Origin of the sequence: Paenibacillus sp. NRS-1760, from assembly GCF_050467785.1 — a bacterium.
GTDB lineage: Bacteria > Bacillota > Bacilli > Paenibacillales > Paenibacillaceae > Pristimantibacillus.
Window position 1 is genome coordinate 155,900 of the sequence record NZ_JBITPK010000010.1, and the last position, 14,376, is coordinate 170,275.

Below are 14,376 nucleotides of genomic sequence, written 5' to 3' on the forward strand. Positions count from 1 at the left end.
TCATCAGTAAATGAGTGAAAGCGACCGCATGAAGATGGAGCGTGAGCGAATTGAAAATACTAATTGTAGACGATGAGCCAAGGCATCTCAGAGGAATGGCTAAATTAGTTAGTGCGATGCGGCCAAAAGCTGAAATATTAGTAGCGAAGGATGGGGCAGCTGCTATCGCTATCATTCAACAGGATCAACCGCAAATTGTACTGACGGATATCCAGATGCCTAATATGGATGGATTGACTTTATTGAAATGGCTTGAGGATAAGGAACATCGACCGAAGGTAGTTATGGTATCGGCTTATAATTTATTTGAATATGCGCAAACTGCTCTGCGTCATGGCGCTTATGACTACTTGTTGAAGCCGATTGATATAGATAAAGTGGAGGATATTTTGGGGCGGCTTGATGCACAACTAGCGGCGGAGTCCATGCAGAGTGAAGCTTCCGAAAAACTGCAGCATCGGCTTAAGTTAACCTCCTCTGCCTACCAGAACAATCTGCTTTTGTCATGGTTAAGCGGCAATCTATCAGCAGCGGAGCAAGTGGAGCTTGAAGCGCTCGAAATTGTGCAAGGAAGCGGTACAGTTATCTTTTCTGAACTCACCATTCATCTTGACGAGGATAAGAGCCTCTATACACCTGCGTTGATGCAGCAGCTGGAGCATTTAGGGTCCTGCTACGGTCAAGCCAGTACCTTCTCTATTAATTCGCTTCGAGAAGACGTATTCCAAGCGATTACCATAGTGCGTACGCCGAGCCCATTCCTTAGACGCGATGAGATTCGATTGGCATTTAGCGAAACAAACAAGGAGTGGCTGCCGTATGGCCGGCTTGTTCATGGCATGGGGACGAGCTGTTTATCTTTAGTAGAGCAGCTGCCGCATTCTTACCGAACGGCTCAAACTGCATGTGAGTATAATTTCCATGATTGCTGGCAAGGGGTCCTATTTCATGATGAGCTGAACCACTCCAGCAAGTCCTTTCACTTAGATGGGGAGCGGCTTTTTGAAGCGTTGCAGGATAACGATCCAATGGCTGCCATCATGCTGTGCCGATCTGCCTTTCAAGAACTGGCAGGCGAGGGCCACACGGAGCCGCAGCTTATTAAAGAGTGTGCCTCACTCACACTTATGAAGCTTAAAAGCAGAACAAGAGATGTTGTCGAAAGAAACTTTGGAAGCGTCCTCACGAATACTGTCGTAACGGAAATACCTGCATGCGATAGTTATGGTGAGCTGCTGGCGCTCTTGGAGTCTCAAATTCGTGATCTGCACCAAGCGTTACGGAACATGAAGCAAGGGAAAAACGAGATTATTATGGAACAGTGCTTGAGCTGGATACAAGAGAATTATATGGAGGATTTGACACTAGAGATGGCAGCTGAACAGTTTGCCTTTAATCCGTCTTATTTCAGCACATTGATTAAAAGCCGTACCGGAAAGTCTTTTTCTGACCATATTACCGAGGCTCGGATGCGACGGGCAAAACAATTGCTCAGAGATGGCCATTTGAAAATTTATGATATAGCTGCGCAATGCGGCTATCGCGATACGAAGTATTTTTGCCGAGTGTTCAAGAAGCAGAATGGTCTATCGCCGGAAGCTTATAAGCACAAATCCCTTACAACGAATAGAGACGAGATATGAATATGACATTTCGATCACGGTTGTTCATCAGCTATATCATTCTAATTGCTTTGCCGTTCCTTGTGTTAAGCACTTTATTTTATCGAACAAGCCTTAAGGTTGTGACGGAGCAAGCGCAAAAAAATGTTTATGAGATCGTCAAAAAAAATAATGAAGTCATCGATACGAAGCTCAAAGTTGTCGATCAGAACAGTTTGGCCTTGTTCGTAGACAAGGATCTGTTTCAAATTTTCAGTCAGCTGAATCCAGCAAAGGCTGAGGAGCTGCTGGCAGCTGATCGACGCGTATCTACTATTCTCAGCAAATACTTTTCACAAAACAATGATGTGTACGCCTATCAGCTTTGGACTTCTTACTTCACCTTCGGCAATTCGCAAAATATGCCGCAAGGAGATCCTACACTTTCAACTATTTACAAGCAAGCTGTGCATGCGGGTGGAAAAATGATTTGGTATCCTACCTATGATTTTACGGAGATGTTTGATCAGTCTTATCTTTCCAAGAGCATGATCGATTATCGCTATTTATATTCAGCCACGCGTTTGCTCAATTTCTCACATATGGAAGACAGTACATTAATTAAGCTGAATCCGAATGTGGAGCGTCCAGTGCTTACGATAAGCTTCAAATCAACCGTACTGGATGCCCTGTTTGAGAAGAGCATACCAGTCGGTTCCCGCTATATGGTATTAGATTCGAACGACATGGTAGTTGCCGGCAGTGATGTGTCACAAGTGACAAAAAGCTTCAACGAGAATTGGGTGGATTCATTCCGCATGACGGGAAGCGGTACTCAGCGAATGAAGCTGAACGGCGAGAATATGATCATATGCTTTGACCGCTCAACCGTAACCGGATGGTTGTCGATCGTAATAACGCCAGAGTCTGCATTGGTAAGCAACCTTGTGCCTGTTATTCGAACCTCAACGATTGTGTTAGCTGCTATATTGAGCGGAATTGCATTTTTATTTGCCTATTTTATATTAAGCCGCATCACAGGTCCGATTAAGAAGCTGCTCGGAGCGATGAGATCCGTTGGCGAAGGCGATTTTCAAACCCGCGTGGAAGTCAGCACGAATGACGAATTCGGCATCTTGATGCAGCGATTTAACCGGATGAATGATCGGATTCACCTGCTCGTCAAAGAAAACTATGAGATTAAGCTAAAGGAAAAGGAAGCAGAAATTCATGCGCTCAATATGCAGATGAATCCTCATTTTCTGTATAACACGCTCAATATTATGAATTGGACAGCGATTGAAAATAATCAGAAGGAGTTAAGCAAGATGCTCGTCTGTTTGTCCAATATGCTGCATTATACTTCTCGGAAGGAATGGGGCGCCGTTCATCTGTCAGAGGAAATCGAATGGATGAAAAACTACTTTTATATTATGTCTGCGCGGTTCGAAGGCAAGTTTACCGTTAACTATGAAATTGATCCGATCCTTTATGATCATAAGCTGCCTAGGCTGCTGTTTCAGCCGTTTGTTGAGAATGCTATTTTGCACGGGTTTAATCAGATGGAAGAGGGGGGCGTTATCCTCATTCGCGGCTGGGCAGAGGAGGGAAAACGTTTTTTTGAGATTAGGGATAATGGACGAGGAATAAGCGAAGAGATGATCAGGGTGATTTTGTACAAACAATCTTCTTCGGTCGGCATTAAAAATACGATCTCCCGTTTACAGATGGCATACGGTGATGAATACGGCATCGAGATCCGGTCCGTGCCAGGATCAGGTGCCAGCATTCTGATAAGACTTCCGCTCGATACCTAATAATAGTCCACCATTCCAATAATACTCGGGTTTTGAAAGCGTTATCTATCGATTACAATAAAACCATCATAGACTGCAGCTATGAGCCAATGAGATGGATAAATGAAAGGGGCTCGTTACGAATATGAGAAGACAATGGAAATCGGTTTCCGTTCTCTTAGTTGTGCTGCTTATGGCAATCAGCGTATTATCGGCTTGCACGAAGTCTGATTCGGGTAACAAAAATTCTCAGGCTAGGGCGACGAATGGCTCAAGCAACACCGAAAATACAGGCAGCGGTGAAAATGTATCCAAAGATCCGATCAAACTGCGTCTTACCGCTTGGGGCGCACCTGATGAGATCGCAGCATTTAAGAAAGCAGTCGCTAGTTTTGAGGCTAAGCATACAAATATTAAAGTTGATTTCCAAGCCATTTCAGCGGATTACGATACGAAATTAACGACCATGGTAGCCGGCAACGATGAGCCGGACATTGCCATGATGGAGTCCAGCACGATCGCTTTTCCTTTAGCGGAAGAAGGCAAGTTCGTTAACCTTCAGGATTTCCTTGATAAGGATACGGAGTTGACTGTGGATAGACTCGTTCCTAACATTATGTATTCCTCGGAGCCAGGCAATGTAGTCGGTATTGCGCCTGGCCCAGAATCTTTTGCTTTATTTTATAACGAAGATGTATTTAAGGATGCAGGCTTAACACCTCCGCCAGCCAAAGCTTCTGAAGCGTGGACATGGGATCAGTTCGTAGAGGTTACGAAGAAACTTACGATTGACAACAAAGGCAAGAATGCGACAGAAGAAGGCTTTGATCCTAAAAATATTAAACAATTCGGAGTCAACGTACCAACTTGGTGGGGCGCATACAGCAACTTCATCTATTCGAATGGCGGAGACTTCTTGTCTGAGGACGGCAAAACCTTTGCTCTGAACCAGCCAGAAGCTGTAGAAGCTATTCAGAAGATTTCCGATCTTATTAATGTTCATCATGTAGCGCCGTCACCTGTTCAAGCGAAAAATATACCAGGCACCAACGTTGCGCTGCAAACCAAAAAAGTAGCGATGGCATTTGATGGTCAATGGGCAAGCACAAGCTTGGCACAATCCAAATTCAATTTTAACGTTGGCGTGCTCCCCGTTATGAAACAGCCGATGACGACTGTCGTTTCTGGCATGTTCTCGATGTTTAAATCAACAAAACATCCGGAGGAAGCATGGGAGCTTTTGAAGGCACTGATTGATCCTGAAGCTTCAATCGAGCTGCTAACTGCCGGCACTTGGATGCCATCTCATAAAGAGTGGTACACGGATGAATCTTACCTAACCAGATGGACTGAAAACCTGCCTTCTCGCCCATCGGGCTACAAGGATGCGGTCGTTGAGATGGTATTGAGCAACAGCCATGCAACACCAACCGCTTATGTGAAAAACTTTAATAAAATTATGGATATCGTTAATCCAGCACTTGATAAAGTTTGGTTAGGTCAGCAAACCGCTCAAGAGGCAATGGATTCTATCGCTGCGAAAGCACAAGCACAGGTTCAAGGACGCCGTGACGTACAATAACCATTTAAAGAAAGAACTATAGTCGGATTGACGGCGTTCTTCCTGAAGACCGCCGTCTTCTTAGGATAGGAGGCAAGTATGGGCATGGATATTCCTGCGCAAACCATTCCAGCAGTCAGTAAAAAAAGTCGCATAAGAGAGCGTAAGGCATTATTCTACGGGTTATTGTTTACAGCTCCTGCCATACTAGGCTTCATCATATTTACGCTTGGTCCTATGATTGCTAGTTTGGTGCTCAGTTTAACCGATTACAGCGTGTTCAAGGATACAACCTCATTTATTGGATTCGATAATTACGCCAAGCTGTTCTCAGGTGAAGATGATTTATTTTATAAATCACTAGGCGTTACCTTCTATTTTGTTATTTTGCGGGTACCTGCCGTTATCATCATCTCTTTTCTGTTGGCGCTGCTCCTTAATATGAATGTAAAGGGTAGATCGTTGTTCCGCACCATTATTTATTTGCCAAGTATCGTTCCAGCGGTTGCATCGTCCATGATATGGCTGTGGCTGCTTAATCCAGACCTTGGTTTAGTTAATACGGTGCTCGCATGGCTTCATTTGCCGACAAGCAACTGGTTGTTTGGCGAGAGCAGTGTTATTCCATCTGTTGTCTTAACGACGCTTTGGGGAATAGGCGGCACGGTCATTATTTTTCTAGCGGGGCTTTCGGGTATTCCGAAGCAGTACTATGAAGCCATTGATGTCGATGGCGGAGGTTGGATGCATAAGCTGCGCCATATTACGATCCCGATGGTAACGCCAACAATCTTCTTTAATACCATCATGACGATTATCGGTTCTTTCCAGGTGTTTAGCGAAGCCTACATTTTGACACAGGGCGGGCCGAATAATAAAAGTTTATTTTTCGTGTTTTATTTGTGGAGTACAGCATTCCGTGATACAGAGATGGGTTATGCATCTGCCCTGGCATGGATTCTATTTATCATTATTTTGTTCTTTACGTTTATCGTATTCAAAACCTCGAAATCTTGGGTTTACTACGAGGGGGAAAAATCATGAGAGAGTCCAAGCTCAAGCTGACAGCAGGTTATGCGGCCCTTATTATTATTTCAGTTATGTTTATTATTCCGTTCGTTTGGCTGATTCGAAGCTCAGTGATGGATTTATCGCAAATTTTCGTTATGCCGCCGGAATGGATTCCAAATCCTTTTAAATGGGATAACTACGAGAGAGCACTTACCGTGCTGCCTTTCGGACAATTTTTCAAGAATACGCTTATTATAGTTTTCAGCGTTATTATCGGAACTGTGCTGACGAGTACGATCGCAGCCTTTGGTTTCTCTCGTATTCAGTGGAAAGGCAGAGACACGATTTTTGCAATCCTCATGACCAGCATGATGCTGCCTGCTGCGGTTACGTTAATTCCGAGCTTTCTTGGATGGAAAACACTGGGCTTCTATGATACGTTCTATCCGCTTATCGTACCGGCGTTCTTTGGCGGAGGTATCTTTAATATCTTCCTGCTGCGCCAATTCTACATGACGATTCCGCGTGACTTTGACGAGGCTGCTTTTGTGGACGGGGCTAATTATTTTCAAATTTACTGGCGTATTCTTATGCCGCTTAGCCGTTCGGCTGTTATCGTCGTTGCGCTATTTACCTTCTTAGGTTCATGGAATGACTTCATGGGGCCGCTTATCTATTTGAAGAGTGACAGCCGCTTTACGCTAGCACTTGGCTTGCAAATGTTTCAAGGCAGCTATACAGCGCAATGGGATTTGCTCATGGCGGCTTCAGCAACTGTCGTTATGCCCTGCGTGCTCGTATTTTTAATCGGCCAGCGTTATTTTCTGGAAGGCATTACGTTAACGGGATTGAAAGGATAACAATTAGCGATGAAAGGATGGTTAGACATGACATTAACGGAAACGAAGGCGATAAAAGGCTGGCAAAACGTACCTTTTACGAAAGTTGAGATCAATGATGCTTTCTGGAGGCCGCGGCTGGAAGTTCTCAAAAATATTACGATGAAGACATGTTTAGTCAAATGCGAGGAGACAGGCCGAATTGACAATTTTGCAATAGCAGGCGGACTGCTGGAAGGCAAATTTGAAGGGATGTATTACAACGACTCCGATGTGTATAAGGTGCTTGAAGGTGCCGCTTATGCACTTATGACGGATCGTGATCCAGTACTGGAAGCAGAGATCGATCGGATTATTGAGCTCATAGCTGCGGCGCAGGAAGCGGATGGATATTTAAGTACTTATTACACGCTTGAAGCGCCTGATCTCAAATGGTCGGATATGGAAAAACACGAGATGTATAATGGCGGCCATCTGATTGAAGCAGCGGTTGCTTATTTCGAAGCGACAGGAAAGCGGAAGCTGCTGGATGTAGCATGCAAAATGGCTGATCATTATGATCGCGTATTTGGCCCTGGCAAGCGGCACTGGGTGGAAGGGCATGAGGAAATTGAGCTTGCGCTTGTGAAGCTTTACCGCACGACCAGCGAGGATCGTTATTGGAAGCTGGCGCTTTGGCTGCTTGAAGAACGAGGTCATGGTCATGGTAAAGGTGCCATTTGGGACAAAGAGAAATGGGGCCCTGCGTACTGCCAGGATGATGTACCTGTTCGCGATATCGAGAAGGTAACAGGACATGCTGTACGAGCGATGTATTTGTACACCGCGATGGCTGATGTCGTGCATGCTTCCGGTGATCAGACGTATATTGATGCGCTGCACCGCGTTTGGTCGCATACGGTTGAAAGGAATATGTATGTGACAGGCGGCATCGGGCCATCTCAGCATAATGAAGGCTTTACACATGATTACGATCTACCAAATGAATCGGCTTACTGCGAGACCTGTGCGGCGATCGCTATGGTTTTTTGGAATCACCGGATGAACTTGTTGTTTGGCGATGCCAAATATGCTGATGTTGTAGAGCGGGAAATGTACAATGGCGCTTTAGCGGGAATCTCGTTGTCTGGCGACAAATTTTTCTACGTCAATCCGCTTGCATCAAAGGGCGAGCATCATCGAGTCGATTGGTTTGGCACTTCTTGCTGCCCGACTAACCTAGTTAGATTTTTACCATCCATTGGACAATATGCTTATGCTGCTACGGATGCTGGAGTAGTCGTCAATCAATACATGAACGGGGAAACTGCTTTGGAAATAAAAGGCGGGACAACCGTCAAACTTAAGCAGACAACCGCGTATCCTTGGGATGGAAAAATCGAAGTTGCGGTAATCTTGGATCAAGCGGAAACGTTCGATATCCGGCTTCGTGTTCCTGGCTGGTGCAGAGGATATAAGCTATCGCTTCTAGGGGAGCAGCCGCAGCCATCGGAAGGAAAGATCGAAAATGGTTATCTCGTATTGAATCGCTGCTGGACACAGGGAGACTCCATTGTATTAGAGCTGGATATGCCAGTTGAAGTTATTCGGTCACGGCCGGAGGTGGAAGCTAACATTGGAAGAATTGCTCTGCAGCGCGGACCTGTGGTGTACTGCATAGAGCAGACTGATAATATGGAGTTATCCTACGATGAATTTTCTCTTGCAGCACATGACCCGCTATTCATTGAGCACCGAGCAGAATGGCTTGGCGGCGTGACTGTTCTGAAAGGAAAAGTGGCTGAAGGCAGCGCTTGTTTATTTATTCCTTATTATGCATGGGATAACCGAGATGCGGGCTTCATGCAGGTATGGATTCGTGAAAAAGAAGATCGTCACTTATATCGTTATTAAGCAGAATGCTTTAAAATGAAATAGATAGATAAGCAAAAATCCGAGAGACAAGACGCTTTTTTATAAAGTGTCTATCTTTCGGTTTTTTGTTCAGGAAGCAGTTAAAGGGAGACATAATAAATGAATGTCGTAAACGCAACATTAGAAGATCTAAATGGATGGTTAGAGCTGGCTGCTGAGGTGGAGTACCTCTTTGGCCCAATGGTAGATGATCCAAACTTTGTTCTGGCACTAGAGAGAAATATACTTCAAAATCGCGCGTTCTGCGTGCGGGAATATGATGGTTCGCCAGGGTGCAGCCTGTTAGGGGGACTATTGCTTTCTACATCTAACGCCCCAAGCTACAAAATCGGCTGGTTGTCTGTCTCCGCTAAAGCAAGAAATAAAGGCGTGGCATCGGCATTGCTGAATCATGTTCTAACGCTTGTAGATGTTCCTTCAGAAATAGCAGTCACAACATTTGGCGATGATATTCCAGACGGGATGCCTGCAAGGCGCCTTTATGAAAAATTTGGTTTCATTCCCTTGGAGGAATCGATTCCAAACGGTCCCGAAGGCGGTTCAAGGCAAAAGTTCCAATTGACGATTGCTCATCGGTAATGATGATTACGAGTTTCGTTGTCTAATCGTTATTACAAATCGTTGTGTACCGTTTTACCTGGATAAAACATAGCGCTCTCTACTTTCTCGTTTTCTTTCGCAGAGATGGAAGCTGCTATTAATTTAAAAACTTTGGTTTTACTTCCCAAAGATGATTCGTATTTTTCCAAATGCGATTTGGACAACGGTTGCTTATAGTAGCCAGGCACATATTTGTCCAGCATGCTTTGCATAGCTTTTGAAGCCTCGTCTATTTCATTAACAAACTGTATTTTCCCAGAAACCATAACGCTCATATAAGAGGTATCGGTATGAGCAGGCACGGGGTCAGTTAATGTTCCATATTCTTCGCTTACGGTAAAACAAGCTTCTGGATTTTGCTCGATATAGGAGATTTTCCGCCCTTCAGCAGCACCGTGAAAATAAACAGTGTCGTTCAGCCAAGTGAAATTTAACGGAACAACGTAAGGGATTCCATCGGCAGATAGGCCAAGGAATCCTGTTTTTGCGTTTAATAAAAAGGATTGAATCTTGCCCTGATCAGTACACTCTCTTTTCTGTAATCTTACAGGAAACATATTTAGGCACACCCTTTGTCTTTATGATAATGTAATAGTAATGAACAATTGTCCCTGTGAAAAGGGGCAGATTCCGAATATTTCATGGGGTCAGGTGCTGCATATGATTGAGATTACTCCTTTACTCGATAAGCAGGGAAAACATCCTTTATACTCGCAGCTGTATACGTATATTAAGGATCAAATTGAATCTGGATTAATGGCTGAAGGTACTAAGCTTCCATCGATTCGTGAGTTGGCACACTATTTGAAGATTAGCAAAAACACTGTAGAAGCTGCTTATCAGCAGCTGCTTGCAGAAGGGTATGTGGATAGTAAAAGTCGGAATGGGATAAGAGTGCTGCCGCTAGAGGATGTGAATACCAATCGAGATTCAGTTCAAGTGGGCTCCACTAAGGATATTAATTGGAAAAGGTATCGGTATGATTTTAACTATGGTGATATTGAATGGCATCGTTTCCCGATGAAGATATGGAAAAAATGTTTGTCGGATGGTTTAAATGGTGACCCTTATCGAATATTGGGTTATGGACATCCACAAGGAGAAGAGGAGCTTAGGGAAGAAATTGCAAAATACGTATTTCAATCTCGCGGAGTATCGTGCAGCTCCAATCAAATTATCATTTGTTCCGGAACACAACCTGCCGTTAGCATGTTATTACAGTTTTTCTCTCTAGGGGGGCAAAACATAGCTATGGAAGAACCCGGCTATAATGGCGTTCGAACGATTTTTAAAAATCATGGCTGCAAAATTACGCCCATTTTGGTCGATTCTGATGGCTTGAACATAGAAGAGCTGCAATTAAGCAATGCCAACGCAGTGTATGTGACACCATCACATCAATTTCCATTAGGCATGGTGATGTCAGTACAGAAACGAATGAAGCTGCTTCAGTGGGCAAACCAAAACGACGCTGTCATTATCGAGGATGATTACGATAGTGAGTTTCGATATGTTGGCCAGCCGATTCCCTCTCTTAAAGCATTGGACTCAAGAGAACGTGTCGTTTATATGGGGACATTTTCGAAATCGTTTTTACCTGCGGCCCGATTAAGCTATATCGTCTTGCCAACAAACATGCTAGAAAAGCGGGATGAGATATTTTCCGTTTACAGTCAGCCTGCATCACCTATCATTCAGCAGGCCGTGTTTTTGTTTATGAATCGCGGACATTTTGCTGGACATATACGCAAAATGAGAAGACTGTATCAAGCGAAGCATAAAGCTTTAGTTACTGCGATATCACTGTATATGGGAGATCGTGTAAGTATCATTGGGAGCAAATCAGGACTGCATTTGCTGCTTGATGTTAAGGACAGAGAAAGCGGCCAGCTGATCGAACGGGCAGCAGAAAATGGGGTGAAGGTGTATTCTCCGAATGTACATTGGATGGATAGTGAGCGCTGTCCGGCATCACTTGTATGGCTCGGATTTGGCGGAATGAGCGAGGATGATATTGAAGAAGGCATTCGTTTGCTAAGCCATGCTTGGTTTGGCTCAGCATAAGAGATTTATTCTAATTGCATGTGCTATAATTTTACTGAAAATACAAGATTAAACTAATAACCGTTGAAATAAGGAAGGTGTGATTAGTAGAATGGCTCAGGTGAAAGTTTTTGGACTTAAGGATCAATTAAATCCGATAAAACAACAATTATCAGAAGTTATTCATTCCTGTGTAGTGGATGTATTTAAGATGCCGCTCGATAAGAAGTTTCATCGTTTTTTCGCAATGGAGAAAGAAGATTTTTATTACGCTCCTGGACGGACCGAGGCGTATACGATTATCGAAATAAGCGTATTTGAAGGTCGTTCCATCGATTCCAAAAAACAGCTTATTCGTTCGCTCTTTGATCACATTCAAGCACAATTGCATATTTCTCCTGAAGATATCGAAATAACAATTTTTGAAACTCCAAAATATAACTGGGGCATTCGCGGCCTGCCAGGGGATGAACTGCAGCTTTCCTATAATGTTAATGTGTAGTGCAGAGAGAGTCCAAATATAGAAAGCCGATGAATCCAAAGCAAAGGGGTCATCGGCTTTTTTTGTGTAATGATCATACACTTAGCGAGGTGCGAGGATATGAATAATTTCACAAAGGAACGAGATGGATAGATGCAACTAATATCTCCCAATTACGTCTTTAACATTGCATAAATTCAATTGGGGGGCATTAAAATGAAACGTTTATGCTCAGTTTTACTCCTATTTGCAGTTATCGCAAGTGGTTGCAGCAAGGGGACGAGTGCAGGGATAAACACGGTTGATCAGCATCAACCAACAAATGGTATCGTTATAGAATCAAACAATATGCCTAAAGAAATGCCGAGTGATTTTGATTTCATGGTGCGTTACGGATACAGCGAAATAAACAAAAATGAAATTAATACTTTCTTAGATACAGCTACAAAGGATTTAGTGATGAACGGGACTGCATCTGCAAAAATTGCGTTTACGACAGAAGAGATGCGCATCATTTATGAGAAAATGAGAGAAATAAATATAATGGGAACAAAAAACTTAAAGCCTGCTGCTATAGGGTGTGAACGGACTCCTTACGGGGAAGACAGCTGGGAGGTTAGTATAAACGGGGAATCCAAGACATTTACTTGGACCGAGAAATATTGCGAGTTAACAAAGGATGCAAAACAATTGCTGGAACTGCGACAGTTCATTCATCAAATCGTTGCAGGGAAGGAAGCCTATCAGAAACTGCCAGAAGCAGAAGGCGGATATGACTGAAGGATAGAGAGAATGAACTTGAATAAAGTAGGGGGGCTCGTTTGTGTGCATTCGTGCAAAAAAGATTTATTGTACAGAAGCTTGGATTTGAAAAAGGGAATTACAAACAAATCTATATGGAGAATGTACGTGTGGAACTATAATCATAAAAAGAAGGAAAAGATGCAAATTTTCAAGTTATTGGAGCCGAACAGCAATAAACTAGTCGTGTTAAATGATAATACGGATATAGATTGTATTCGGATGGGGGAAATAATACATTCAACTTTATAAAATAGCAGGATATCAGATATTCCGAACAAAATTAATTAATGCTCAATTAAGTTTGTTTTTTATGGAAAAACGATAAATGGGACAAAAAGCATGGTTGTTTAATTGTAATAAATACGATCTTGACGAGTTAGCAAGATATCGTTATACTCATTAAGCGTAATGATTACTATTAATTGAATTCGCTTTTTTTATTTGCTATATAATCGTAATTATTACGTTTAATCGAAAGCTTAAATTAATTGGAGGTGCCAATGATGACTGTTAAAAAACTGCCTGTAACTGTATTGAGCGGATATTTGGGCGCTGGCAAGACGACGATTATGAATCATATCCTACATAATCGCGATGGCTTGAAAGTTGCTGTTATCGTAAATGATTTGAGTGAATTGAATATAGACGCTAGTCTTATTAAAGATGGGGGCGGCTTGTCACGGACAGAAGAAAAGCTTGTCGAAATGTCCAATGGCTGTATTTGCTGCACGCTTAGGGAAGATTTGCTTAAGGAAGTAGAGAGCTTAGCGAAAGAAAATCGCTTTGATTATATTCTGATTGAATCAACTGGTGTTGGTGAGCCTGTTCCCGTAGCTCAGACCTTCTCCTATATCGATGAAGAGCAAGGGATTGATTTAACACAATATTGCAGGCTGGATTGTATGGTAACGGTCGTTGATGCTTATCGCTTCTGGCATGATTACGCATCAGGTGAAACATTGCTTGATCGCAGTCAAGCCGTTGGCGAAGACGATATACGCGAGGTAGTTGATTTGTTGATTGATCAGATCGAGTTTTGCGATGTGCTTATTTTGAACAAATGTGATCTTGTTGATGATGAGGAATTGGCGGAACTAGAAGGGGTTCTCCGGACCATGCAGCCGCGCGCCAAGTTTATTCGTACTTCCAAAGGCGAAGTTAATCCGAAAGAAATTTTGAATACGTCGTTGTTTAATTTTGACGAAGCTAGTCGTTCAGCAGGGTGGATAAAGGAATTGGAAGCTCCATCACATACACCGGAAACGGAAGAGTACGGTATATCCTCCTTCGTATACGAACGTGCGAAGCCATTTCATCCGCAGCGTCTTAAAGCTTGGATGGAGCGCTGGCCAGAGGAAGTCGTTCGAGCCAAAGGTATTGTATGGCTTGCGACTCGTAGCGCGTATGCCCAAAGCTTGAGCCAAGCAGGGCCTTCCATACAGTTTGGACCGGCTGGTTTATGGGCTGCTGCATTGCCGGATGCGGAACGAGAAGAATTACAGCTCGAAGACCCAGAGCTCGCAAACGTATGGCACGAGGAATATGGTGATCGTGTTAATAAGTTTGTACTTATCGGCATCGCGATGAATCGTAAGCAGCTGACCGATTCGCTCGACCACTGCCTGCTGAGAGACGAGGAGCTGCCGCTTGACTGGAACGTGTTTCTTGATGAATTTCCGAATGCGATGAATGATCAGATGTACTGATATTTCGGCTGTCAGTGTTG

At 43.5% G+C, this 14,376-nt stretch carries 12 protein-coding genes; 11 read left to right on the forward strand and 1 reads right to left on the reverse strand.

Translation table 11 applies throughout. The features are described from left to right. Window positions 1–50: 50 nt before the first annotated feature. From ACIFSR_RS11785 to ACIFSR_RS11815, 7 genes are all read left to right on the forward strand, one after another. On the forward strand, window positions 51–1,643 hold the full coding sequence (locus ACIFSR_RS11785; RefSeq protein ID WP_339207591.1) for a response regulator transcription factor: 1,593 nt from the start codon (window positions 51–53) through the stop codon (window positions 1,641–1,643). Window positions 1,644–1,645: 2 nt separating this feature from the next. Beyond that, on the forward strand, window positions 1,646–3,418 hold the full coding sequence (locus ACIFSR_RS11790) for a sensor histidine kinase (RefSeq protein ID WP_430057517.1): 1,773 nt from the start codon (window positions 1,646–1,648) through the stop codon (window positions 3,416–3,418). A gap of 124 nt (window positions 3,419–3,542) precedes the next feature. After that, entirely contained in the window at window positions 3,543–4,979 is a 1,437-nt protein-coding gene (locus tag ACIFSR_RS11795) for an ABC transporter substrate-binding protein (RefSeq protein WP_430057519.1), read from the forward strand. An 84-nt stretch (window positions 4,980–5,063) separates the two neighbouring features. Continuing rightward, complete coding sequence (locus ACIFSR_RS11800; RefSeq protein WP_076268074.1) at window positions 5,064–6,002, forward strand: carbohydrate ABC transporter permease; 939 nt, start codon at window positions 5,064–5,066, stop codon at window positions 6,000–6,002. Then, complete coding sequence (locus ACIFSR_RS11805; protein ID WP_076267977.1) at window positions 5,999–6,829, forward strand: carbohydrate ABC transporter permease; 831 nt, start codon at window positions 5,999–6,001, stop codon at window positions 6,827–6,829. The genes ACIFSR_RS11800 and ACIFSR_RS11805 overlap by 4 nt, the downstream gene beginning before the upstream one ends. Window positions 6,830–6,838: 9 nt before the next feature. Then, window positions 6,839–8,701 (forward strand): glycoside hydrolase family 127 protein, encoded by a 1,863-nt coding sequence (locus ACIFSR_RS11810; protein WP_430057521.1) that lies wholly within the window; start codon window positions 6,839–6,841, stop codon window positions 8,699–8,701. 120 nt (window positions 8,702–8,821) lie between these two features. After that, on the forward strand, window positions 8,822–9,301 hold the full coding sequence (locus ACIFSR_RS11815) for a GNAT family N-acetyltransferase (protein WP_430057522.1): 480 nt from the start codon (window positions 8,822–8,824) through the stop codon (window positions 9,299–9,301). A gap of 32 nt (window positions 9,302–9,333) precedes the next feature. On the opposite strand, the gene ACIFSR_RS11820 is transcribed toward ACIFSR_RS11815, so the two are convergent. Then, window positions 9,334–9,879, reverse strand: coding sequence for a pyridoxamine 5'-phosphate oxidase family protein (locus tag ACIFSR_RS11820; protein WP_430057523.1), 546 nt, complete (start codon window positions 9,877–9,879; stop codon window positions 9,334–9,336). Between the two features lie 103 nt (window positions 9,880–9,982). On the opposite strand from ACIFSR_RS11820, the gene ACIFSR_RS11825 reads away from it, so the two are divergent. From ACIFSR_RS11825 to ACIFSR_RS11840, 4 genes are all read left to right on the forward strand, one after another. Beyond that, window positions 9,983–11,386 (forward strand): PLP-dependent aminotransferase family protein, encoded by a 1,404-nt coding sequence (locus ACIFSR_RS11825; RefSeq protein WP_339207597.1) that lies wholly within the window; start codon window positions 9,983–9,985, stop codon window positions 11,384–11,386. A 91-nt stretch (window positions 11,387–11,477) separates the two neighbouring features. Further along, complete coding sequence (locus tag ACIFSR_RS11830; RefSeq protein WP_339207598.1) at window positions 11,478–11,867, forward strand: tautomerase family protein; 390 nt, start codon at window positions 11,478–11,480, stop codon at window positions 11,865–11,867. 195 nt (window positions 11,868–12,062) lie between these two features. Continuing rightward, entirely contained in the window at window positions 12,063–12,626 is a 564-nt protein-coding gene (locus ACIFSR_RS11835; protein WP_430057525.1) for a hypothetical protein, read from the forward strand. A 527-nt stretch (window positions 12,627–13,153) separates the two neighbouring features. Continuing rightward, window positions 13,154–14,356 carry a GTP-binding protein gene (locus tag ACIFSR_RS11840; protein ID WP_430057829.1) on the forward strand — a complete coding sequence of 401 codons (1,203 nt, stop codon included), beginning with the start codon at window positions 13,154–13,156 and terminating at the stop codon, window positions 14,354–14,356. The last annotated feature ends 20 nt before the right edge of the window (window positions 14,357–14,376 follow it).

Coding starts and splice junctions, on each gene's coding strand:
- ACIFSR_RS11815 (WP_430057522.1), top strand. CDS start 8,822: ATGAATGTCGTAAACGCAACATTAGAAGATCTAAATGGATGGTTAGAG.
- ACIFSR_RS11795 (WP_430057519.1), top strand. CDS start 3,543: ATGAGAAGACAATGGAAATCGGTTTCCGTTCTCTTAGTTGTGCTGCTT.
- ACIFSR_RS11830 (WP_339207598.1), top strand. CDS start 11,478: ATGGCTCAGGTGAAAGTTTTTGGACTTAAGGATCAATTAAATCCGATA.
- ACIFSR_RS11805 (WP_076267977.1), top strand. CDS start 5,999: ATGAGAGAGTCCAAGCTCAAGCTGACAGCAGGTTATGCGGCCCTTATT.
- ACIFSR_RS11835 (WP_430057525.1), top strand. CDS start 12,063: ATGAAACGTTTATGCTCAGTTTTACTCCTATTTGCAGTTATCGCAAGT.
- ACIFSR_RS11825 (WP_339207597.1), top strand. CDS start 9,983: ATGATTGAGATTACTCCTTTACTCGATAAGCAGGGAAAACATCCTTTA.
- ACIFSR_RS11790 (WP_430057517.1), top strand. CDS start 1,646: ATGACATTTCGATCACGGTTGTTCATCAGCTATATCATTCTAATTGCT.
- ACIFSR_RS11810 (WP_430057521.1), top strand. CDS start 6,839: ATGAAAGGATGGTTAGACATGACATTAACGGAAACGAAGGCGATAAAA.
- ACIFSR_RS11800 (WP_076268074.1), top strand. CDS start 5,064: ATGGATATTCCTGCGCAAACCATTCCAGCAGTCAGTAAAAAAAGTCGC.
- ACIFSR_RS11840 (WP_430057829.1), top strand. CDS start 13,154: ATGACTGTTAAAAAACTGCCTGTAACTGTATTGAGCGGATATTTGGGC.
- ACIFSR_RS11820 (WP_430057523.1), bottom strand. CDS start 9,879: ATGTTTCCTGTAAGATTACAGAAAAGAGAGTGTACTGATCAGGGCAAG.